This window comes from Lysinibacillus capsici, from assembly GCF_020217405.1.
GTDB lineage: Bacteria > Bacillota > Bacilli > Bacillales_A > Planococcaceae > Lysinibacillus > Lysinibacillus capsici.
Map to the genome: position 1 here is coordinate 864,672 of NZ_CP084108.1, position 21,167 is coordinate 885,838.

General features: G+C 36.9%; 23 protein-coding genes and 1 pseudogene. 16 read left to right on the plus strand and 8 right to left on the minus strand.

The annotated features are described in order from the left end of the window. Positions 1-19: 19 nt before the first annotated feature. Positions 20-544: a CotY/CotZ family spore coat protein gene (locus LCP48_RS04050; RefSeq protein ID WP_004230953.1), complete on the minus strand. Its 525-nt coding sequence runs from the start codon at positions 542-544 to the stop codon at positions 20-22. A gap of 133 nt (positions 545-677) precedes the next feature. Between LCP48_RS04050 and LCP48_RS04055 the strand changes: the two genes are divergently transcribed. The 6 genes from LCP48_RS04055 to LCP48_RS04080 all read left to right on the plus strand — a co-directional run bounded on the left by LCP48_RS04055 (position 678) and on the right by LCP48_RS04080 (position 3,521). Beyond that, positions 678-1,082 (plus strand): YhcN/YlaJ family sporulation lipoprotein, encoded by a 405-nt coding sequence (locus LCP48_RS04055; RefSeq protein WP_225340734.1) that lies wholly within the window; start codon positions 678-680, stop codon positions 1,080-1,082. Next, the gene (spoVAC, locus tag LCP48_RS04060; protein WP_004230957.1) at positions 1,083-1,538 is read left to right on the plus strand and encodes a stage V sporulation protein AC; all 456 of its coding nucleotides are present in this window, start codon (positions 1,083-1,085) and stop codon (positions 1,536-1,538) included. After that, positions 1,532-2,527, plus strand: coding sequence for a stage V sporulation protein AD (locus LCP48_RS04065; RefSeq protein WP_054549787.1), 996 nt, complete (start codon positions 1,532-1,534; stop codon positions 2,525-2,527). Before spoVAC ends, LCP48_RS04065 begins: the two co-directional genes overlap by 7 nt. A gap of 16 nt (positions 2,528-2,543) precedes the next feature. Continuing rightward, positions 2,544-2,903, plus strand: a complete 360-nt coding sequence (gene spoVAE / locus LCP48_RS04070) for a stage V sporulation protein AE (protein WP_004230960.1) — start codon at positions 2,544-2,546, stop codon at positions 2,901-2,903. 65 nt (positions 2,904-2,968) lie between these two features. Continuing rightward, a complete protein-coding gene (locus tag LCP48_RS04075; protein ID WP_004230967.1) occupies positions 2,969-3,142 on the plus strand; it encodes a YjcZ family sporulation protein in 174 nt (57 codons plus the stop codon). 130 nt (positions 3,143-3,272) lie between these two features. After that, positions 3,273-3,521 carry a stage VI sporulation protein F gene (locus LCP48_RS04080; RefSeq protein ID WP_004230969.1) on the plus strand — a complete coding sequence of 83 codons (249 nt, stop codon included), beginning with the start codon at positions 3,273-3,275 and terminating at the stop codon, positions 3,519-3,521. Positions 3,522-3,641: 120 nt separating this feature from the next. Here LCP48_RS04080 and LCP48_RS04085 read toward each other — a convergent pair whose 3' ends face one another. From LCP48_RS04085 to LCP48_RS04095, 3 genes are all read right to left on the minus strand, one after another. Next, the gene (locus LCP48_RS04085) at positions 3,642-4,070 is read right to left on the minus strand and encodes a GNAT family N-acetyltransferase (RefSeq protein ID WP_192807168.1); all 429 of its coding nucleotides are present in this window, start codon (positions 4,068-4,070) and stop codon (positions 3,642-3,644) included. Positions 4,071-4,073: 3 nt separating this feature from the next. After that, positions 4,074-4,589: a YjcG family protein gene (locus tag LCP48_RS04090; protein ID WP_004230972.1), complete on the minus strand. Its 516-nt coding sequence runs from the start codon at positions 4,587-4,589 to the stop codon at positions 4,074-4,076. An 83-nt stretch (positions 4,590-4,672) separates the two neighbouring features. Then, the gene (locus LCP48_RS04095; protein ID WP_004230974.1) at positions 4,673-5,392 is read right to left on the minus strand and encodes an alpha/beta hydrolase; all 720 of its coding nucleotides are present in this window, start codon (positions 5,390-5,392) and stop codon (positions 4,673-4,675) included. A gap of 113 nt (positions 5,393-5,505) precedes the next feature. Between LCP48_RS04095 and LCP48_RS04100 the strand changes: the two genes are divergently transcribed. The 3 genes and pseudogenes from LCP48_RS04100 to LCP48_RS04110 all read left to right on the plus strand — a co-directional run. Continuing rightward, entirely contained in the window at positions 5,506-6,087 is a 582-nt protein-coding gene (locus LCP48_RS04100; RefSeq protein ID WP_004230976.1) for a phosphatidylglycerophosphatase A family protein, read from the plus strand. A gap of 94 nt (positions 6,088-6,181) precedes the next feature. Further along, the gene (locus LCP48_RS04105) at positions 6,182-6,742 is read left to right on the plus strand and encodes a helix-turn-helix domain-containing protein (RefSeq protein ID WP_004224868.1); all 561 of its coding nucleotides are present in this window, start codon (positions 6,182-6,184) and stop codon (positions 6,740-6,742) included. Then, a pseudogene (locus LCP48_RS04110) lies at positions 6,703-7,569 on the plus strand (IS3 family transposase); the annotation flags it as partial. The gene LCP48_RS04105 and the pseudogene LCP48_RS04110, both read left to right, overlap by 40 nt. Positions 7,570-7,624: 55 nt before the next feature. Here LCP48_RS04110 and LCP48_RS04115 read toward each other — a convergent pair. From LCP48_RS04115 to LCP48_RS04125, 3 genes are read right to left on the minus strand one after another with little or no spacing between them, the layout of a single operon-like run. Beyond that, complete coding sequence (locus tag LCP48_RS04115) at positions 7,625-9,436, minus strand: ABC transporter substrate-binding protein (RefSeq protein WP_004224510.1); 1,812 nt, start codon at positions 9,434-9,436, stop codon at positions 7,625-7,627. Between the two features lie 12 nt (positions 9,437-9,448). Next, on the minus strand, positions 9,449-10,945 hold the full coding sequence (locus tag LCP48_RS04120) for an ABC transporter permease (protein ID WP_004224513.1): 1,497 nt from the start codon (positions 10,943-10,945) through the stop codon (positions 9,449-9,451). 13 nt (positions 10,946-10,958) lie between these two features. Continuing rightward, positions 10,959-12,389, minus strand: coding sequence for an ABC transporter permease (locus LCP48_RS04125; RefSeq protein WP_004224517.1), 1,431 nt, complete (start codon positions 12,387-12,389; stop codon positions 10,959-10,961). Positions 12,390-12,510: 121 nt separating this feature from the next. Here LCP48_RS04125 and LCP48_RS04130 point away from each other — a divergent pair, with 121 nt between their 5' ends. Continuing rightward, a complete protein-coding gene (locus tag LCP48_RS04130; RefSeq protein WP_263643094.1) occupies positions 12,511-14,250 on the plus strand; it encodes an ABC transporter ATP-binding protein in 1,740 nt (579 codons plus the stop codon). A 133-nt stretch (positions 14,251-14,383) separates the two neighbouring features. Continuing rightward, a complete protein-coding gene (locus tag LCP48_RS04135) occupies positions 14,384-15,004 on the plus strand; it encodes a thermonuclease family protein (protein ID WP_009371871.1) in 621 nt (206 codons plus the stop codon). Positions 15,005-15,559: 555 nt separating this feature from the next. Here LCP48_RS04135 and LCP48_RS04140 read toward each other — a convergent pair. Continuing rightward, on the minus strand, positions 15,560-16,435 hold the full coding sequence (locus LCP48_RS04140) for a glycine betaine ABC transporter substrate-binding protein (RefSeq protein WP_004224527.1): 876 nt from the start codon (positions 16,433-16,435) through the stop codon (positions 15,560-15,562). 219 nt (positions 16,436-16,654) lie between these two features. On the opposite strand from LCP48_RS04140, the gene LCP48_RS04145 reads away from it, so the two are divergent. From LCP48_RS04145 to LCP48_RS04165, 5 genes are all read left to right on the plus strand, one after another. Continuing rightward, entirely contained in the window at positions 16,655-17,227 is a 573-nt protein-coding gene (locus LCP48_RS04145; RefSeq protein ID WP_004224530.1) for a manganese efflux pump, read from the plus strand. A 315-nt stretch (positions 17,228-17,542) separates the two neighbouring features. Continuing rightward, complete coding sequence (locus tag LCP48_RS04150) at positions 17,543-18,070, plus strand: YceI family protein (RefSeq protein ID WP_004224534.1); 528 nt, start codon at positions 17,543-17,545, stop codon at positions 18,068-18,070. Between the two features lie 176 nt (positions 18,071-18,246). Continuing rightward, a complete protein-coding gene (locus LCP48_RS04155) occupies positions 18,247-19,188 on the plus strand; it encodes an NAD-dependent epimerase/dehydratase family protein (protein ID WP_009371866.1) in 942 nt (313 codons plus the stop codon). A 105-nt stretch (positions 19,189-19,293) separates the two neighbouring features. Then, positions 19,294-20,571 carry an AAA family ATPase gene (locus LCP48_RS04160; RefSeq protein WP_009371864.1) on the plus strand — a complete coding sequence of 426 codons (1,278 nt, stop codon included), beginning with the start codon at positions 19,294-19,296 and terminating at the stop codon, positions 20,569-20,571. Further along, the gene (locus LCP48_RS04165) at positions 20,568-21,143 is read left to right on the plus strand and encodes an RloB family protein (protein ID WP_004224549.1); all 576 of its coding nucleotides are present in this window, start codon (positions 20,568-20,570) and stop codon (positions 21,141-21,143) included. Before LCP48_RS04160 ends, LCP48_RS04165 begins: the two co-directional genes overlap by 4 nt. Positions 21,144-21,167 lie beyond the last annotated feature (24 nt).

Sequence of the window (21,167 nt, forward strand, 5' to 3'; positions counted from 1 at the left end):
TGTGTCAAAGGTGAAAGAATTAGTCACAAATCCCTAAGTCAACATCAGCGATACATTGTACAGCGCAGAAGCAAGATAAATCCACAGTAATACAGCTATCTGTTGAGCTCCAGTCATCTACTTTACAGATTTTCTTCATGTTGATACAACAACCGTCTTTGCTTAGTAAGTCTACTGTACTTTCACTAGAGTCAAATGTACATAATGGCTCTAAAACACGTAAAGTAGCACAGCATTCATCAAACATATCTTCTACGCGGAAGAATACAGATGTACAAATACAAGGATCTGCTGTTGGAGAGTTAAAGAATGCTTTGAAAGGAGTACCATCTTTTGTAATTAACATGAAAACACGTGTATCTGCTTGTGAGCGTGCAGGACTAACAATCCCGCCTAGTGGCTCTAAGAAACAGTTTGCTGTACATGGAGAACACTCATCTCGCACCGCTTGATTTTGAATATCTAAAATAGCGCGAACTACGTCACAAACGCAGCCTGCTGAATGGATTGGTCCAATAGGATTTGTTGGCTTACCACAACCCATATTGTCACCCCCTTTCCTTGTTACTACTTCTACAATATGTACTTTTGAAAACTGGACTCGGGCTTTTGTGTATTTCTTTGAATGAATAGTTTTTTTATGTGTGGAGAAACTGTAAAGAAAAGGAGGGTAAAACTTGAGGCTACTAGGAATGACGTTACCTCTCTTAGTTGTTTTATCGCTGTTAAATGGTTGTGCTGAAAAGGAAAAATTTATCGTCTATGGGTCTCCACAAAATGAAAGTGAAGTCGAAACCCTTATTAAAGAAGAAGACTATGTTGATCGCTCAACGGTTATTCAATATGACGATAGTATGCTTATCGCAGTACAAATTAAACCATGGGAAAAGTGGAAAAAAACTAAGTTAGAGAAAAAATTGCAAAAGAAATTTGAAGAGAAATATCCAAACAAAGAAGTGTTTGTCTCCGCTGATTACAAAATTTTTTATGAAGCCAATAAAATAAAAAAGGATCAGATGGAAGATAATAAATTAAGCGATAAAATTACAGAACTAAAAGAGCTTGCAAAGGAGGAGACATAAATGGAAAAAGAGCAGTATCAACAGTTAGAGCAAAATGTTACACCAAAGCCCCCTTATTTAAAGAATGTAGCAAAAGCCTTTTTCGTTGGCGGTTTTATTTGTGCAATCGGTCAAGCTGTGTCTCTTTTTTATATTATTTTCTTCAATTTTACAGAAGCAACAGCAGGAAATCCTACGGTTGCAACGATGGTATTTTTCGCAATGATATTAACAGGTCTTGGCCTTTATAAAAGAATTGGTCAATTTGCTGGGGCTGGATCAGCAGTTCCAGTAACAGGCTTTGGTAATGCTGTTATTTCGGCAGCAATCGAGCATCGTTCTGAAGGGCTAGTATTGGGAGTCGGAGGAAATTTATTTAAATTAGCAGGATCAGTTGTTTTATTTGGTGTAGTGTCAGCATTTTTTGTAGCGCTCATTAAATATATCCTCGTAACGATAGGAGTGGTTTCATGGTAATTGTATTTCAATCGAAGCCCTCTCTTTTAGCAGGTGGTGTGGTAGCAGGTCCATTAGAAAATAGGAGTATTTTTAGTCAATATTTTGACTCTGTGTATGATGATGAACGTTGGCAAATGAAAACAAACGAACAGGGACATCGTAAAATGATCGAAGAGGCCTGTGAATTTGCTATGAAAAAAATGGGCGTACAAAAAGGTGATATCAATTATTTAATGGGTGGAGATTTAGTCAACCAAATGACGCCAACTAATTTTGCCGCTAGGGATTTAGAAATCCCTTTTATTGGACTCTTTTCGGCATGTGCCACATCTGTATCTTCAGTCATTATTGCATGCCTGTTAACCGAGTTAGGTGCTGCTAATTTTTCATTAGCAGGTGCCTCTAGTCAACATAATGCAATTGAACGCCAGTTTCGTTACCCCATCAATTATGGCGCACAAAAACCACAAACAGCTCAGTGGACTGTAACTGCTGCTGGTTATGCGTTAATTGGGAAGCATCGAGAGGAATATCCTTCTATAGAAGCGGCAACAATTGGAAAATCCGTTGACTATGGTATGGATGATCCTTTCCATATGGGTGCTGCAATGGCACCTGCTGCTTTTCAGACGATTCAATCTCATTTACAACAGAGAAATCAAAAAATTTATCATTACGATTTAATTTTAACAGGCGATTTGGGACAGCTTGGCTTAAAGCTATTGAAAGGAATGCTTGTGGAAAATGGCGTGAAAAATGAAGAGCTCACGTTATTACGTGATGCAGGTGCTGAATTTTATGGACAGGATGAAGCATTTCAATCTGGTGCAAGTGGAGCAGGCTGTTCGGCAGCTGTTTTTTTTAGTTATGTTATTCAACAAATGCGTGCAGGGAGCTATAAGCGAGTATTACTAGTAGCAACGGGGGCGTTATTATCTCCGCTATCCTATCAGCAAGGCGAGACGATTCCATGTACGGCACATGCGATAGAAATTACGATGAAATGAGGCAAAAAACATGGTTATGACTTTTGTATTTGCATTTATTGTTGGAGGCATTATTTGTGTCATAGGCCAATTATTAATGGATGTTGGCAATTTAACACCGGGCCATACACTAAGTACGTTAGTGGTTGTAGGTGCGATTTTGGATGGTATGGGCTTATATGAGCCATTAATTAATTTAGCTGGAGCAGGGGCGACAGTGCCCATTACATCCTTCGGGAATTCATTAACACATGGTGCCCTGGCAGAGGCAGAAGCACATGGACTTGTTGGCGTATTAACAGGCATGTTCGAAGTAACAAGCTCAGGAATTAGTGCTGCTATTGTGTTCGGCTTTATTGGTGCCTTAATATTTAGACCAAAAGGAAATATTGACTAGACGAATACCCCTCCCATTTTTACGACCGAAACATATTATAGGTTGTAGAAGGGAGGGGTGCTTTTATGGGATACCAAGGCTGGGGCTCACAACCGTACGGAAATAACGTTGGTGGGTGGAACAATAGCTACTGCGGAGGATACTCTGGAGGCAACAACAACTATGGTTATGGTTCTACATTTGTTCTAATTGTTGTACTATTCATTCTATTAATTATTGTTGGCGCTACTTACATCTAATTTGATGAACATAATAAAGGCTTTAGCTTTTATTTAGGATATTCTAAATAAAGTTAAGGCCTCCACCATTTGCGAAATGTTTCGTGCAAGACGCAAGGTCATTTTGAGTTTTTATGATAGGAGGGAAAACATGCATCGCTCGTTTTTTAATTCGATTGAGCAAAAAACAGGTGTATCGATGGATGAAATCTTCGCATTAGCCAATGCCATTCAACATGCGGATTTTACAAGTGAAAAACAAGTAAGAAAAATTGTACGACGTGTTGCTAAAATATCTAACCGATCGATTACGCAAGAGTTAGAAGATAAATTAGTACAATCTATTATTCAAGATGGAGCATCACTAGATTTCGATAAAATCACTAGAATGATGAAGTAGCGCATGGCATATCTACTTGGCAATGCAGCTTGTTACGATAGAGTAGATAAATGGTGGCAAGCGAATTCGTCTCATAAAAAAGGGGTGTTACGACATTATATATATCGTAACACCCTTTCATTAAATATTCTTCTCCATAGCACGGTGTGGAATACCAGCATCCATAAACTCAGGCGAGGTAACTGTAAAGCCTAGCTTTTCGTAAAAGGGAATTGCATAGCTTTGTGCATGAAGTTTTAAGGTTTTTTTATTGATAGAAATGGCATGCTTCTCCATTTCCTTCATAATTAAAGCGCCTAATTTTTTCCCGCGTTGGGATTGTAAAATACAAACACGCTCAATTTTAGCTGTATTGTTGTCAATACTACGTAAACGTGCTGCTCCTACAGGCTCATCGTTATCATACATAATGAAATGTGTTGCAGTTGCATCCTCAGCATCACATTCTAGATGAAGCGGAACACCTTGCTCTTCAACAAATACTTTTTTGCGAATAGCAAAGGCATCATCGTGTTCTTGCTTTGTTTCAACAATTTTAACGTTATGCAACAATTACTCAGCTCCAGACAAACGGAATGTTTCGTAAGTTGTCCATGAACCATCTTCTAATTGATATAAAAGATGAATGCGATCAATTGTATCTTTTTCATCAACGCCTGTCATGCGTAATTGACCAAAAATGTCATCATGCTCTGAATCTGACATTTTTTGAGCGATTGTAATGTGTGGAACAAATACATGCTTCATTTCCCCAGAAGGGATTTTTTCTTGAAGATCGTGTTGGAATGCTGCTAATTGTTCTGTTGGTTCAATGCGGAAGTAAATCGCATTTGTTGTAGGGAAAAACGAACTAATGCGAGATGCATGAATGTTTAAAGGTGCATATTTAGCAGCAAGTTCATCTAATTGCTTGACGATGGTTTGAATTTCTTCTTCAGACGCATCGAAGCTGTCCTTTAATGTCATATGCGGTGTAATCTTTGCATAATGAGGATCGTATCGTTTGCGATAAGTATTCGCTAAATCTTGCAATTTTTTTGATGGAAATGCCACAATACCGTACTTCATAGTCCATTACCTCCCGAAAATAAACAATTTTTCTAATTAAGTATAACAGAAATTTCAGTTTTCGTAATTTGAATCGCCTAATATTAATTGAAATTTTCAATTAATGCACGTCGAAGATCTGGTTTCCAATATTTCCATGTATGATTGCCATCAAACTCGTCATAAAATGTAGTAAACCCTTTATTTATCATGAGATCATGCAATTGACGATTAGGTGTTAAAAAATCTTTGATGGTTTTATCCATTGTCACAACCTGATCTTCGCCGTTGCCAACGATATGGTAGATAGAAATAGATCCTGGATCTTTAAAATTTTCCACAGCCTTTAATACATCAGCATCTACATAAGGTGATTGTAGTATGACTTTGCCAAAGATGCTAGGATACTTTAAAGCAGCCATTAAGGAAGCAGTAGCAGCCATAGAGTCACCAATCACTCCACGACTCATACCCATTTGGTAAGTGGCATACTCCTGATCTAAATATGGCACTAGCTCATGTGCTAAAAAGCGAAGATAGGCTTCATGTTGCTCACCGCTTGGGATATATTTATGACGACGATCTTTTATGTCTTTGTAAGGAACAAATGCAATAATTAAATTTTCGATTTCATAGTCATCAATCAGTTCATCAGCTAGCTTTGTAATACCACCAAGTTGGAAATAATCTTTACCGTCTGATGCGATTAAAATGTTGTATTTATATAGTGGAGAATAATTTGCAGGAACATAAATATAGAGCTGTAATTCTTCCTGTAATGACTCACTGTAAAATGTTAAATCCTGTACTGTTCCCTTATCCAATGATGACACTCCTTCTTGTGTTTGTAACAAAATTGTACCATATTACGTAAGTAAAGGTATAATAGGTTGGGCTAGCATTATACTAGCAATAAAAATCGAAATGAGGGTTAATTATGCATAATAAAAGTATTCGTGTGCACTCTGACGAAGTAGCAAAGGCAGCTCAAGCCGCGTTAATTCGTAGAGGTGTAGCGATAGAGGATATCGCGCAAATTGTTTACGAAATGCAAAAAACCTATAATGAAGGTCTAACACTAGAGCATTGTGTTCATTCTGTTGAACGTGTATTACGTAAGCGAGAAGTGCAACATGCCTTATTAGTAGGAATTGAATTAGATGAATTAGCAGAGAAGAAGTTATTATCTTCACCACTACAACAAATTATCGAATCAGATGAAGGTCTATTTGGTGTAGACGAAACAATCGCACTAGGATCTGTATTTACATATGGCAGCATTGCCGTTACTACTTTTGGTCACTTAGATAAGCAGAAAATAGGGATTATTAAAAAACTGGATACAGAACCCGGACATCATGTCAACACGTTTTTAGATGATTTGGTTGCTAGTATAGCGGCTTCAGCGGCCTCCCGTATTGCACATCGTATGCGTGACCTAGAAGAAGAAGGCGAAACATTCGCTGATATCGAACCTGAAGAGCTAGGACCAAAGCCAAAATCACATAATGAAATTTAAAATGAGTTTCTTCCATTAAAAAAGAGCCTTCTCAAATTTTGGTGCTGCACCCCAAAAGTTAGAGTAATAAATCTAATTTTTGGGGTGTTTTTGTATGGCGAAATATAGCCAAGGTTTTAAATTAAAGATCGTTAATGAGTATTTAAAAGGGAATCTGGGCTACCTATTATTAGCGAAAAAATATGGTATGCCATCTCCAACCCCAATAAAACGTTGGGTTAGGGCTTATAAAGCTTTTGGAGAAGAAGGTTTACAACGGAAAAACCAGTATGAGGAATATCCTGTTCAATTCAAATTAGATGTATTAAACTTTATGAAACAAACAGGTGCTTCTTACCAAGATACAGCCATTCGATTTAACATGAATCAACCTAGTTTAATCGCAACTTGGAACAGTAAGTTTTTAAAAGAAGGAGTAGAAGGCCTGACACATGCGAAGGGAAGGTCATCTATGTCTAAAAAATCAAAAGCTACCGTAACAAAAGTAGACAAAATAATGTCTCGTGAGGAGCAGTTAGAACGGGAAAATGAACGACTTCGTCTAGAGGTTGCGTATTTAAAAAAGTTGAAGGCTTTTCGAGAGAACCCGGATGCCTTCCTCGAAAAGCACAAGCCGCAATCGCCTTTGAACTCAAAGAAGAAGGATTCCGATTAAAAGACATCTTTAAACAAGTTGATATTCCAGAAGCAACGTATCACTATCACATCAAGCAACTGAAGAACGAAGATCCAGATCAAGCGTGGAAAACGTTGATTTTAGAGACTTTTGAGCAACATGAAGGGCGATATGGATATCGTCGGATTCATGCGGAATTAAAGGGTCAAGGACATACAATCAATCATAAAAAAGTACAACGAATCATGTGTGAATTGAATTTAAAATGCGTGAAATTCGTGCGTAAATCACGCTATAAATCGTATAAAGGTACTGTAGGAAAAGTCGCGAAGAATCGATTAAACCGCCGTTTCCATACAAAGTATTTCTTACAAAAACTCGTGACAGACGTAACAGAATTCAAATGTACAAACAACGAAAAACTCTATTTAAGTCCGATGATGGATTTATATAACGGTGAAATACTGGGCTTTAGTATGTCTAAACGCCCTACACTTGATTTCGTAATAGACTCATTGAAACAAGTACTCCCAATTATTCAAGGACATGCCCAATACCGTACAACGATTCACTCAGATCAGGGCTGGCACTATCAACATCATCTATGGGGGCTAACATTAAAGCGAAACAGGATTTTCCAAAGCATGTCTCGTAAAGCAACCTGTGCAGACAATGCCGCAATGGAGAACTTCTTTGGTTTACTCAAACAAGAAATGTATTACGGGGAAGAATTAGTCTCCTATGAAGCGTTAAAGAAGAAAATAGAGAAGTATATCGATTACTACAATAATGAACGAATTAAACAAAAACTGGCCGGTATGAGCCCGGTAAAATACCGAACTCATGCCAGCCAATTAGCTGCATAACTAAAACTCTAACTTTAAGGGGTCACTACAATTTTTTGAGAAGGCTCTTTTTGTATTACTTATTATCGTTATATGCTTTTACAAATTCTTTTACTTTTTCGCTGTCTGCTTCAAGTTTTAAACCTGTATCAATTAATGGAGAAACTGTGGATACAGCTGGTTTTTTATTGCCTTGATAATAGCTAATGAATTCATCTTGGTTAATAGAGTATAGAATTGCTTTACGTAAATCTGCTGAATCAGAAACCGCACGGCCAGATGTATTCATCTGTAGGTACGACACAGCATTACTATCTGCCGTGTTTAATGTTAGTTTAGCATCTGATTTGACAATATCCAGTTTCGTTTCTGGTACTGTTTGTAGAACATGAATTTCACCATTACGTAATGCAGATAGGGCACTATCAACATCAGAGATAAAACGGACATTGATTTTAGCCATTTTTGGCTCATATTCGCTGCCAGCTCGATAAGCAGGATTTTTCGCAAATTGTGCTTCATAATCATTTTTCTTCACTAAAATGTAAGGACCACTTGCGTATAGCTGGTTATTGAATGTAGCTGAACCTTCCGTTACAGTAGCTTGATCACCATAGGCAATGTCCTGGTCAGGGTTGTAGTTAGCCACATCATACGTATTAATACTTGTAACCTGTTTTTCAGATACGATACCACCAGATTGGTGTGCTAAATAGTTTAATACTTGTGGGAAAGGTGTAGGTGTTGTAATTTTAACAACTTGGTATGCACCTGCTGCATTATTAACAGCACCTTTATCTTTTGCTAATTGCGCTACAGAAGCAGGTAGGTTTTGTGATAATGCTTCTAAAACGGATTGCTCAGAGCCTGCTACTTTTTTATTTTGTAATTCAGTTAAATCAGAAACGATTTCGACTGTTTCAATGTTTTCATGAATGCTGTAAGTACGATGATCTGGTACTGAATTAGCGTCTTTCGCACGGTTTAATGAGAAGACTACATCTTCAGCTGACACTAATTCACCTGTATCAACAGCTGCACCATCTTTCACTGCTGCAAAATTGATATCATCGCGTAAAATGAAGTAATATTCTTGATTACCTTCAGCCATTACATGGTTGTAAGATAATGAACCATCTGACACAACGTCATCTGTGTCTGTTAAGTTAACAAGACGAACATACATATTCGTGTTTAATGTGTTAATTGAACCATCATTCCCTTTGATTGGGTCTAGTGAAGTAAGAGAATTGATTGTTTGGTGTAAAATTAAAGGTTCTGTTACATTTTTAGATGTATCATTAAATTCTATTTTTTCCCAAACTTGTGCGCGGGATTTTGGTAAAAGTACTGTTTTAGGGTTTACAAGTTCAGAGTAGATACCTTGATACTTATTGGAAATATATAAAGGCGCAATATAAGCTTGATCGAATACTAATAATTGTTCTAAATCTTTATATTTCGCTGCTGCTTCTTCACCAGTCAATGTACTCGCTTCATCAATCAACGCATCTAGTTTTGAATCTGCCACCACACTGTAGTCACCACCAGTTTTAAATAAACCACGAACAGCATAGTCGGGGTTCCCTGTAACTGTCGTCCAGCTTGAAAGAGCAAGATCATAGTTACCTGCTTCTTTTTGAGCAGAGAAAGAACCGTAATCTGGTTGAATATTTAGCTTTACATCAAAACCATTTTTCACTAATTGGTCACGTACAATGTTCATGTCTTCTTCCGAAGCTGCCATTCCTAATACTTCAATGGCAATCTTACCATTGCTCTTGTCACTATCTTTTGAATCTTTACTGCCTTCTACGTCAGTTTTTGTTTGTACACAGCCAGCCAAAGCTAGTACTGCAACGAATAAAAATACAAGTAATTTCTTCATAGTTACCTCCGATTAATTTGTTTTTGGATCTAAAGCATCTCGTAAACCATCTCCTAAGAAGTTAAAGGAGAGGACAAGAAGCATAATACAAAGACCTGGGAAAATCGCGACATATGAATGTGTTTCCAGGTACGTACTACCAACCTTTAAAATATTGCCCCATTCGGGAATGTGTGGCTCAATACCAAGCCCTAAAAAACTTAAACTACTTGTTGAAATAACAGCTCCGCCAATCGTTAATGTTGCTTTCACAATCATTGGTGCTAAAGAATTGGGGACAATGTGCTTGAAAATAATAGCTGCATCAGATGCACCTAATGCTCTAGCCGATTCTACAAATTCATAATTAGCAAGCTGCATAACATTTGCCCGCATTGTACGGGCATAGGTTGGGATTGCTCCAACACTAAGTGCAATAATAAGATTCACAGTATTAGCACCAAATGCGGCGATAATAGCAATGGCTAACAATATCCCTGGAATGGCATATAAAATATCGAGACTTCGCATGATGATATTATCAGTTGATTTACCATAATAGCCTGAAAATGCTCCTAATGCGCCACCAATAACTGCGGGGATAATCGTGGAGAAAAATCCGACGATTAATGATATTTGTGCCCCAAACACAATACGAGAAAATAAATCTCGACCATAATTATCTGTTCCTAGTGGGTATTCTAATGTAGGCGTTTGTAGCAATGCTCCATAATTATTTTCAGTAGCGAAATCATAGTCGAAAGTCCAAGAGCTTGTAACGGATAACGAGAACATGAAAATAATGAAGAATAAGCCGAATACAGCCATTGTATTGCGTAAAATCTTTTCCCATATTTTTTGCCATTTCTCAATAGAGGATGGATTTGCCTTTCGAGCCTTTTGGATAAGGCTATATCCTAGTAAAGTCGCAAATAGATTACCAGTGAAAGTCGCCAATAGTAGGATAATACCTGGAATGAGCATCCATTTTGGTGCCTCAGTTGCTGTGACATATTTCGTACATACTATGGCCATCACGATATAGAGAAGCGAGAGTACTAAGAAAACGCCCATTGCTAGTAAAAAGGTATCTGTTACATATGGCTTACATAAATTCAATGCTGCAATACCTAAGATGAATAGCTGTGTTATAAAGGCATAGGCAGCAAAAGTATATTCTGCAGTCTTTCTTTTTGACACAAGCATAAATGCAAAGGATGTCGAAAAAATATTACCTGACAGTATCGTTATTAAAAGGGGATAGCCAAACATTCGAGTATTTTTTTGAATGTCACCATACGTTGCTAAATCCTTTCTAATTTGTAGATTGACGAAGGCAACATATGCAGTAGTAATGGCATAAATAACAAAAAGAAGCAGAACCACTGGTCGCCAGCTATTGCTGGAAAAATTATAGCTATAGGCTAGAAATAGTAAAGAAAACAGTAAGGAAAAGACAAAAGTAAAATGAGAATTGACATATTCCTGTGTAATCTTCAAGAGTAGTTTGACATGTAAGATGTTTTTCACAGGTGATCCTCCTTTAAGACTTCTTCATTTTCGAGCGAATGCGTGGATCAAAAAAGGCATACATGATATCAATGAATAAATTGACAATCGAAATGGTGATGGCAATATAAACAACGCCCCCAAGAATGGCCGGAATATCAGGAATAAATTGTTTATCGACGATATAGCTACCTATCCCACTAATGTTGAATACCTTTTCTGTTACAGATGCGCCTCCCAACATACCTCCAAAAAGAAGTCCAATCACCGTAATAATCGGAATCATAGCATTGCGAATGGCATGTTTTGAAATCACTTTGAATTCATTTAAGCCCTTAGCCTTTGCTGTAATAATGTAATCCTCATGAATTACCTCAAGCATACTTGACCTTGTCATCCTAGCAATAGAAGCCGTAATGGATGTTCCCAAGACGACAATTGGCATGATAAGCGATAGCCAATTATGAGGGTTATAGGTAGCTGGAAACCATTGTAGCTTTAGAGCAAATGTCAAAATAAAAATTAAACCTTGCCAAAAGCTTGGGATGGATAAACCAATTAAAGCAATGAACATAAATGTATAATCCAAATATGAATTTGGACGAACAGCTGAAATAATTCCGACTGGAATGGCAATAGCAATAGCCATTAGCAACGACAATAGGGCAATTTCAAGAGTGACAGGAAATTTTGTAGCAATGCTATGTGTGATATCTTCTTTACCTGCAAAGGATGTACCTAAATCAAATGTAAATAGACCGGATAATGCGTTCCATAGCTGTGATAAATAAGGTTGATCCAACCCATGAATGCGATTAAAGTTTTCTATTTGCACAGGTGTTGCTTCAACTCCGAGTAGGTTTCTTGCTGGATCAAAGGGTGATAAATATAAAATGGTAAACACTAATGTAGCCACACCAACAATCACAATGAAGCTTTGTAAAATACGTTCAATGATAAATTGCAGAAATGGATTCGCAAATAAGATAAGTACTACATAAAATAAAACAGCTGGTAGAAAGGTAAGAGCCACAAAACGTTTGTTAGTTAGTTGCTGATTAAAAAATTGGACATAGGATAGTTGCTGTATGTCTTCTTTTTGTAAATCCTGATCCACTTGCTGTTGAAGCTTCTTTTGAGCTAAGTGCTTGGCAGTGATCTGAATTTGTGACGCCAATACAGCCTCTTTAAAAAATGTAGCTTTTGCTATTTCTTGCTGCTCAAATTCTTTTTGCCACTGGGTAACCAATCCTTGCTCTATATAGTACTTACTACGCAATGCAAAAGCCTGATCATAAATGTTTGAATGTTTCCTTTTCCGATAGATAAAGTATGTAAAAGGGTGAACTAAAATACTAAAAAGAAAAAGAAGTAGATGATAAGGCTTTTGATGCATTAGTTTTTGATAAACCGTAGAAAAGAAAATAAATTTCTCGGGTTTTAAATGATTTTTTGAAGTAATCATGCATTTCCTCCAAACGTAAATAAAATATTCAGCATTATATTGTATAATTCCTATCAGTATTGTAAAGTATGGATTATACTTGAAAGTAAGTCAATCAAAAATTTTAAAAAGGATGGGTCGAATGAGTGAAAAGCTTTTAGAAATCAATAATCTTCGGGTATCCTTTATCACAGGGGAGACAGAATTTGAAGCCGTTAAGGACGTTAGCTTCCATCTAAACAAAGGTGAAACACTCGGAATTGTGGGAGAGTCTGGGAGCGGGAAAAGTGTTACGGCTCGCTCCATTATGCGTTTATTACCATCGCCACCGTCATTTTTGAAATCTGGCTCAATTGTGTTTAAAGGGCAAGAACTCACGGAATTCAGTGAAAAACAAATGGAAGGGATACGTGGACAAGATATTAGTATGATTTTCCAAGATCCGATGACATCCACAAACCCAACTATTCGAATAGGCGATCAAGTGGCTGAAAGTTTAATCAAGCATCAGTCAATGTCCAAAACCGACGCCTATCAACAAACAATAGAATTATTAAAACTGGTTGGTATTAGAGACGCAGAAGAACGGTATCGACAATATCCTCATGAATTTTCAGGTGGTATGCGTCAACGAGTAATGATTGCTATGGCGCTTGCTTGTAATCCCTCACTGCTTATTGCAGATGAACCAACAACAGCACTGGACGTTACTATTCAAGCTCAAATCCTAAAATTAATGCGCGATATGCAAAAGAAAATGGGAACGTCTATTATTTTAATTACACACGATTTAGGCGTTGTTGCAGGTATGTGTGATCGCATCATAGTGATGAAAGAAGGAGAAATAGTTGAACAGGGCACAACAGAAGAAATTTTTGCAAATGCCCAGCATCCGTATACCCAGAAATTATTGAATGCCTTACCAAAATTGCATGAGAAAAAGCAGCCAAAAGAGATTGCTACTATACAGCCAGGTATCGATCGACATAAGCCGTTAATCGAAGTGACCCATCTATCTAAAGAATTTCCATTAGGTCGTGGTCAAACGTTGAAAGCAGTGAATGATTTATCATTCTCTATATATCCTGGTGAAACATTGGGCTTGGTTGGTGAATCAGGTTCGGGTAAATCGACTACAGGTCGGACGATTCTCCAGCTTCATCAGCCTACAAATGGCGAGGTTCTATATCAAGGAATACCTGTAACAAGGCTATCGAAAAAACAGCTAAAGGCAATACGTCGTCATATGCAAATTATTTTCCAAGACCCCTATTCATCGTTAAATCCTCGTAGAAAAATCTTAGACATTATTGGCGAGGCTCTTGATATTCATGGTCTAGTGAAGACGCATGAGGAGAGACGACAACGAGTAGAGGAATTGCTTGAACTTGTCGGTTTGAAGAAAGAACATGCCATGCGTTATCCTCATGAGTTTTCGGGAGGGCAGCGTCAACGAATTGGTATTGCGAGATCATTAGCGGTTGAGCCAAACTTTATTGTTTGTGATGAACCCTTATCGGCACTAGATGTATCCATTCAAAAGCAGATTGTTGATTTATTAAAAGAATTACAACAAAAGCTTGGGTTGACGTATTTATTTATTGCCCATGATTTATCCATGGTGAAGCATATCAGTGACCGTGTTGCCGTCATGTATGGTGGGAAGATTGTAGAACTGGCAGAAAGTGAAGAGCTATATGCTAACCCACAACATCCATATACACGTGCATTATTACGTTCTATTCCTGTTCCAGATCCTGCAATAGAGAAGCAAAAATATAATGAAGCTGAACATGCAGAAGATGTGAAAATGCGTTATGAGGTTGAAAATAGTCAGTTAGTAGAGGTTTTACCAAATCACTGGGTAGCAGTGACAATATGATAGCTTGAATGTAGTAGCTTGATATTTTACAATAGAGACATCGTGAAACTTGTTGTCTTCCTGATGATGAGGTGCACAACTTATACGAATCGTAAGTATAAGCAATGATGATTAGTTGTGAGGGACCTACTACATGAAAATGCAAGATATAAAAACATTAATAACAAGTGGCACGATTATTTTGGCTGTAGCATTGTACATGATATTTGGCAGATCACCTGCGGAAGATCAAAGTACTAAATCAGTTACAGATCAGCAAGGTACTATTACCATTGAACAAGTGGAAGGAAAAACAGGTAATAAACGCTTTGTGATAGACTATATTAAAGCATATGATGGGGATACGATTCAGGCGACAATTAATGGTGAGAAACAAAAAATTCGTCTATTAATGGTGGATACTCCTGAAATGAATTACAACAAAGGTGGCGCTCAGCCATATGCGGAAGAAGCAAAAGAGTATACGATCAATTTATTGGAACAGGCTAAGAAAATTGAAGCGGTCTATGATGTTGGACCAGAAACAGACAATTATGATCGCCATCTAGCCTACGTGTTTGTAGATAATGTCTTATTGCAGGAATCTTTATTAAACGAAGGGCTTGCAGTTGTACGTTATATTCATAAGCCAAATAATACATTTGAAGAAGCATTTAGAGCTATTCAAAAAAAAGCTCAGGATGCAAAATTAAATATTTGGTCACATGAGGATTACTTCCAAAAAGATGGTTTCCACCCTGATGTAGTTCAATAATCTATAATTCCATTACTATACGCTTTTAAGTTTAATTTTAGCTAGGAAGCTGCTGCCAGTATCTTATAGGTAGCAGCTTTTTATTTTAAATTTCATTTGCAAAAGTATTTAGCATGGTGAGAGGGCGATTCACTTTTATAGGGTCGTCTCTATGTATGTAATGCACACATGAAATTGGCGTAAAAATCTAATGTGTTCAGTACACGGTAGCGGAGAAAGCGATCGCACAAAGGAAAGCAAGCAACCAGCAACGTTTTGTTTTCAAAACAGTGGAAGACAACTACTGATAAATGAAAAAATCATTATTATTAATGTTGACAATTTATATGATAATGATTATCATTATCATATAAAGAATATTCCTTGTTCTACAATACAGTGTAGAGAGGATGAACTTTAGCTACTTTTCTCCAGAAGTTTGCTAGTTCATGATTACGCTCCTGAACCCCCCTCATTTTTGGGAACGTTAAAAATTGTAGACGGCTTATTCTATTATAGAATAAGCCGTCTACAGTCTGAATCTATTTACTACTCATTAGTAAATGGGTTCTCTTTTTATGTTTGTACATCTTTCGTCCATTCGGCTACTTTTTCTCGATTGTTAGCAATCCATTTTTTCGCAGCATCTGGGGCACTCATGCCTTCCATTATATCAAACATTACACTTTCTATATCTTTAGCACTCCAGTTGAAACGGTCAAGGACACTATAGGCTTCTGGAGCATCCTCTTTTAAACCATTCCGCGCAAAAGTGCCAATATATTCTTCTGTTCCATATAAACCTTTGGGGTCATCTAAGTACTTTAAATCATAGGCATTAAAGATCCAGTGTGGTGACCAGCCCGTGATGATGATTTCTTCATTATTAGAGATAGCCTGACTGAGTGCTGCAGTCATTGCACCAGCAGACGAGGTCAAAACATTCCAACCTTCCAGATTTTTATATTCCTTATAGGCATTTTCTGTCGTAGCCATCATATTAGCTCCTGGTTCAATGCCTGTAATGGTTTGATTAGCTTGGTTTGTTAAATCTTCAATAGAATCGACATCCATATAACTTGGTACAACCAAACCAATCTTAGCACCAGTTAGGTTTTCTCCTAAGTTCTCTATCTTATTGTTGTATTTTTCTACTTGTGGGGCATGTGTTTGTGGCAACCAAGCAGATACCATACCATCGACCTCTCCGTTTGCTAGTGCTTCCCACATGATCCCATTGTCTAAAGGTGTCAATGTTACCTTATATCCTAAATCTTCTAGTACTTGTCCTACTACATGTGTAGATGCAACCTCAGTATCCCATTCAACATATGCTAAATTGATTTCACCTTTCTCAGTATTCTTTGTGTCCTCATTTTCTGAACCACATGCAGTTAACACAATAAGGCATATAAATGCTATGCCTATTTTCAATAACTTGATGAGTTTCATATTACATCTCCTTTCTATTGTTTCTTACATAAAAGTAAAAATACTAGCAAGTAACAACTTAATTTTATAAACAAGTTGTTACTTTTGTCAAATTGATGGTTTAATCAAACCATGCTAAAAGATAGAACATAATCAACTAAAGTTTGTTGTGCCCATTAATTTTTTTATTGTTGACATAAGATAGGTGAAAGTGGAGACGGAGATTTGAGGAGGCGTAGTATGCATTGGATTACAATTATCCTAATAGGAATTGCTGCGAATTTAGATAACTTGGGGATTGGTCTAGCCTATGGTGTCAAACAAGTTAAAATTCCAATTTTATCAAATGTGGTGATTGCTGTTATGTCGATGATTGTCACATATGTCGCAGTAACAGCTGGTAGCACAGTTGTCGAGTATATTTCACCGCATACTGCTAATTTACTAGGGAGTTTACTACTGTGTGTGATTGGTCTATGGACTTTGATGTCCAATAATTTTTCTAATCAGCGGATAGCAGGAAATCCCGAATTATTTGATGAAGATAAAAATCTAGTGATCTCAACAAGAGAAGCAATGGCACTTGGCTTTGTCTTGTCAGCAAACTGTTTAGCAGGGGGGATTGCAATAGGCGCAAATGGCATCTCAGCCCTTTGGACAGTCATTTCTATCGGCGTATTTTCCTTTATCACAGTTGGAGTAGGAAGTAGATGTGGCTCTTTACTAGCAAAAACGTTTATTGGCAAGCATTCTACAGCAATCTCAGGATGGCTACTTATCATGATTGGTATTTTTGAGGTTTTTGCAAAATAATATATTGCTGCGGCTAAATATCACCAAATATTGGTGATATTCTTTTTATTACATAGAGAGGGATGTACCGATGAATCGGACATCTTTTTTTATGTTTTAAAAATTTATTTTTAATTACTTGACGTAACTAAATTATTAATATATAGTAGGTTACAGAAAGTAATTAAAAACTTTTCATAAGCTAAGATGTAAACAAATAAGTAACTACAAATGTTTATCCTATCCAATTTTGGGTAACATAAAAGATGTAGTTGCTTCATATTTTAAAATATATCTCGAAATCGAGATAAAATCAACCAATTGGAGGAATTTATAATGGCAAAATGGAACATTGATTTAGGACACTCAGCAATTAACTTTCAAGTAAAACACATGATGGTATCAAAAGTTAAGGGTGTATTTGACAGTTACTCAGCTGATATTGAGGCAGCAGATCTTGCAGATTTAACAACTGCTAACATTAGTTTTACAATCGATCCAGCAAGTATTAATACACGTAGCGAAGATCGCGATAATCATTTAAAAGCAGCAGATTTCTTTGATGCCGAAAAATATCCAACGATTACGTTTAAATCTACAAATATTGCTAAAAAAGCTGGCGATGAATATGCGGTAACTGGTGATTTAACAATTAAAGACGTTACAAAATCAGTAACTTTTGATACAGAATTTAATGGAAAAGGCACAAATCCATGGGGTCAAGAAGTATACGGCTTTGAAGCTGAAACAACAATTAATCGTGAAGACTTTGGTCTAACTTGGAATGCGGCATTAGAAACTGGTGGGGTCCTTGTTGGGAAAGATATTAAAGTAACGGTTGAATTAGAAATTAATCCAGCTTAAAAATAGATAGCTAGGGCATGTTTGAAGTAATCTTCAAACATGCTTTTTATATAGCTCAAAGTAGATGATGCAATCTAGTAAAAAGAATTTGAGAAAAATTACCAGTAAATAAGTTTCTTGCATATTTTTAGTAATTACTGCATATAAATCATCATATTGTTTTTGGGGGCGATAGGATGAATGTATTAGTGACAGGTGGCTATGGTTTTATTGGCAGTGCAGTAGGTAGGCGTTTTTTTGAAGAAGGTGCAACGGTTTATATTATTGATAATTTAAGTACGGGGCATTTACGGAATGTTGACTTTGAGCATAAATCGTATCTTTTAAATGTTGAGGATGAGGTTTGCGAGCATCTCTTTAAGGAAATAAACTTTGATGTGGTCGTTCATTGTGCAGCGCAAACGAGCGTGCAGCAATCTATTCAGGAGCCAGTAAAGGATATTTTGACAAATATAGTTGGACTTAGCCAAATGCTTTTTTTATCATCCAAGTATAAGGTACAGCACTTTGTCTTTGCCTCCTCAGCAGCTGTTTACGGAGATAGTCACTATCCTCCATTAGAGGAATCAGATGTCTGTGAACCAATATCTATGTACGGATTAAACAAGAGCATTGGCGAAACCTACTGTGAGAAGTGGCAAAAAGATTATCGTTTGCCTGTTCTTATCTATAGATTTGCTAATGTTTTCGGGCCAAGACAGCAAATGCAAGGTGAAGCAGCTGTGATTCCAAGTATGTTAAAAAGCAGTATGGTAGGTAAACCATTTACAATATATGGTGATGGAGAACAAACACGTGATTTTATTTATGTAGATGATATTGCTGATGCTATATACGCAGGTGTATCTGCACGTTTACAAGGCACGTATAATGTATCCACTAATGAGGCTTGGTCTATTCACCAAGTCATCTTACTGCTCCAACACTTAAACCATCCACTTGAAATTCAATATGCTCCAGCACGAGAAGGAGATATTGAGCATTCGTTTTTAAATAATAATAAATTAGCCAATGCAATTGGTTGGAAGCCTAAAATTTCTTTTGCAGAAGGCATTGAACGTACATTGCACGCGCTACAAAATGAATCATTAGCAGAAATTCAACAAAAAAGTGGATAAAGGGACAATAAAGTAAAAAGACATATTACATTGCGTAATATGTCTTTTTCTATGTCTATAGTATAATAATTCATTAAAGAAATGGTTGTGGACGGAGGCTTACATATGCTTGTAGATTTTAGAGTAAAGAATTGTTTAAGTTATAAAGACGATACGTTGTTTTCAATGGTAGCTGGAAGTCGCCTACGAAAATGGAAGGATACCCATACAATTCAGTTTGATACACTTCGTCTTGTAAAAAGCGCATTTATTTTTGGTCCAAATGGAAGCGGAAAATCTAATCTGTTTACGGCTATTAAAGTATTACGTTCCTTGCTTTTTAATTTTGAAAACTTAAATAATGTAAAGCAGTTACGTCTACCCTATCAACCGTTTAAGTTAGGAAGTCAGCAAGACAAACCAACAGAGTTTATGATATCGCTTTTTTTGGACGGAGCTTTATATGATTATGAAATTCAGTATAATGCTTCTCAAGTTCTCTATGAACGTCTTGTGAAAACGAACAAGTCACTGAAGGAAGAACTATTTGTCAGACAATGGGATGGTACAGAATATTCTTATGAGACATTTCAAACAGCTTCACAGGAATTGACAAAATATACACGTAATAATACAGCCTTTCTATCGGTATTACATGTTTTTAATGATCCAGACGCTTTAAAGATATTCGATTGGTTTTTACATAAAATTCTTTTCCTAGATGAAGCAAATCGGTTATCAAGTCATCCTCTTATTCGTAAACTTGAAGAGGAGCCCTTTAAAAAGGAAGTGATCAAACTGCTAAAAATTGCAGACCTCTCCATTCAAGATGTCACGGCTAGGCGTGTGGAACGCAGAGAGAAAAATACAATTGGCTATGAGTTTGATTCGCCTGAGGTGATTCAAGAAGTAGATATTGATCTACATTATTTATCATTTGATGAAGCAGGTGCACCGATAGGGACAAAAACAATTAATTGGACAATGGATTCTAAGGGCACAGTGCGAATGCTACATTTAGCCTGTGTGATGGTGGATGCTTATAATAAAGGAAAAACCATTTTTATAGACGAATTTGACACAGCCTTCCATGTATCGATTTGTGAGTTTTTAATGGCTATTATGAATAGCAAACGCAATAGCAGTAATCAATTTGTCGTGACAAGTCATGAAATTGAATTGCTTGATCAGCCACTACGCTCCGATCAAATTTGGTTTGTGAATAAAAGCTTTAAAAATGAATCAGAACTATACTCCTTATTTGATTTTGCAGATTTACAAAAGAAACGTGGAGATCTTTCTTATGCGAAACGCTATATGAAAGGGGAATTCGGTGCAACGCCTGTCATTAATGAGTATTTATCAGAAAAATACTTAGAAGAAACGGAGGTATCTGAGCAGTGAGAGTACGTCAACAAGGGAGCCGAACACTGCGTAAAACTATTTTAATTTATTGTGAAGGTGAAACAGAACGCATCTATTTTGAACAAATGCGTATTTTAAAGCGCTCTAAGATGGTGAGTGTCAAAATAAAAAACGTTAAGCGTTCAGCGATCAAGCTTGCCCAACATGCTTATCGAGATTCCAGCTACCAATACTTTGATGAAGTTTGGATTGTTTTTGATAAAGATGATCTAACCGAAAAGCAACTAGAGGAAGTAAATCAATTTTGTGAGGAAAAAAATATTCATATTGCCTATACAAATGAAGCATTTGAATTGTGGTTACTCTTGCATTTTGAGGAAGTTGATAGTACAGAAAAATATCCTCGTGCTGTCCTCAATGACAAAATGGAACAGCACCTTGGTGTGAGTCGTTATTTTCGGCATAAGGCTGATGAATCCATCATAGCCCCCATTGCATTACGGCATGAGGTAGCCATTAAAAATTGCACAGATATGATGGCACTCCGAGAGACAGAGTGCCGTGACAACCCATACTGTAACATACATGAAATGATACGATACATATTTTAAGATTGAGCAGGTTTTCTATTCACA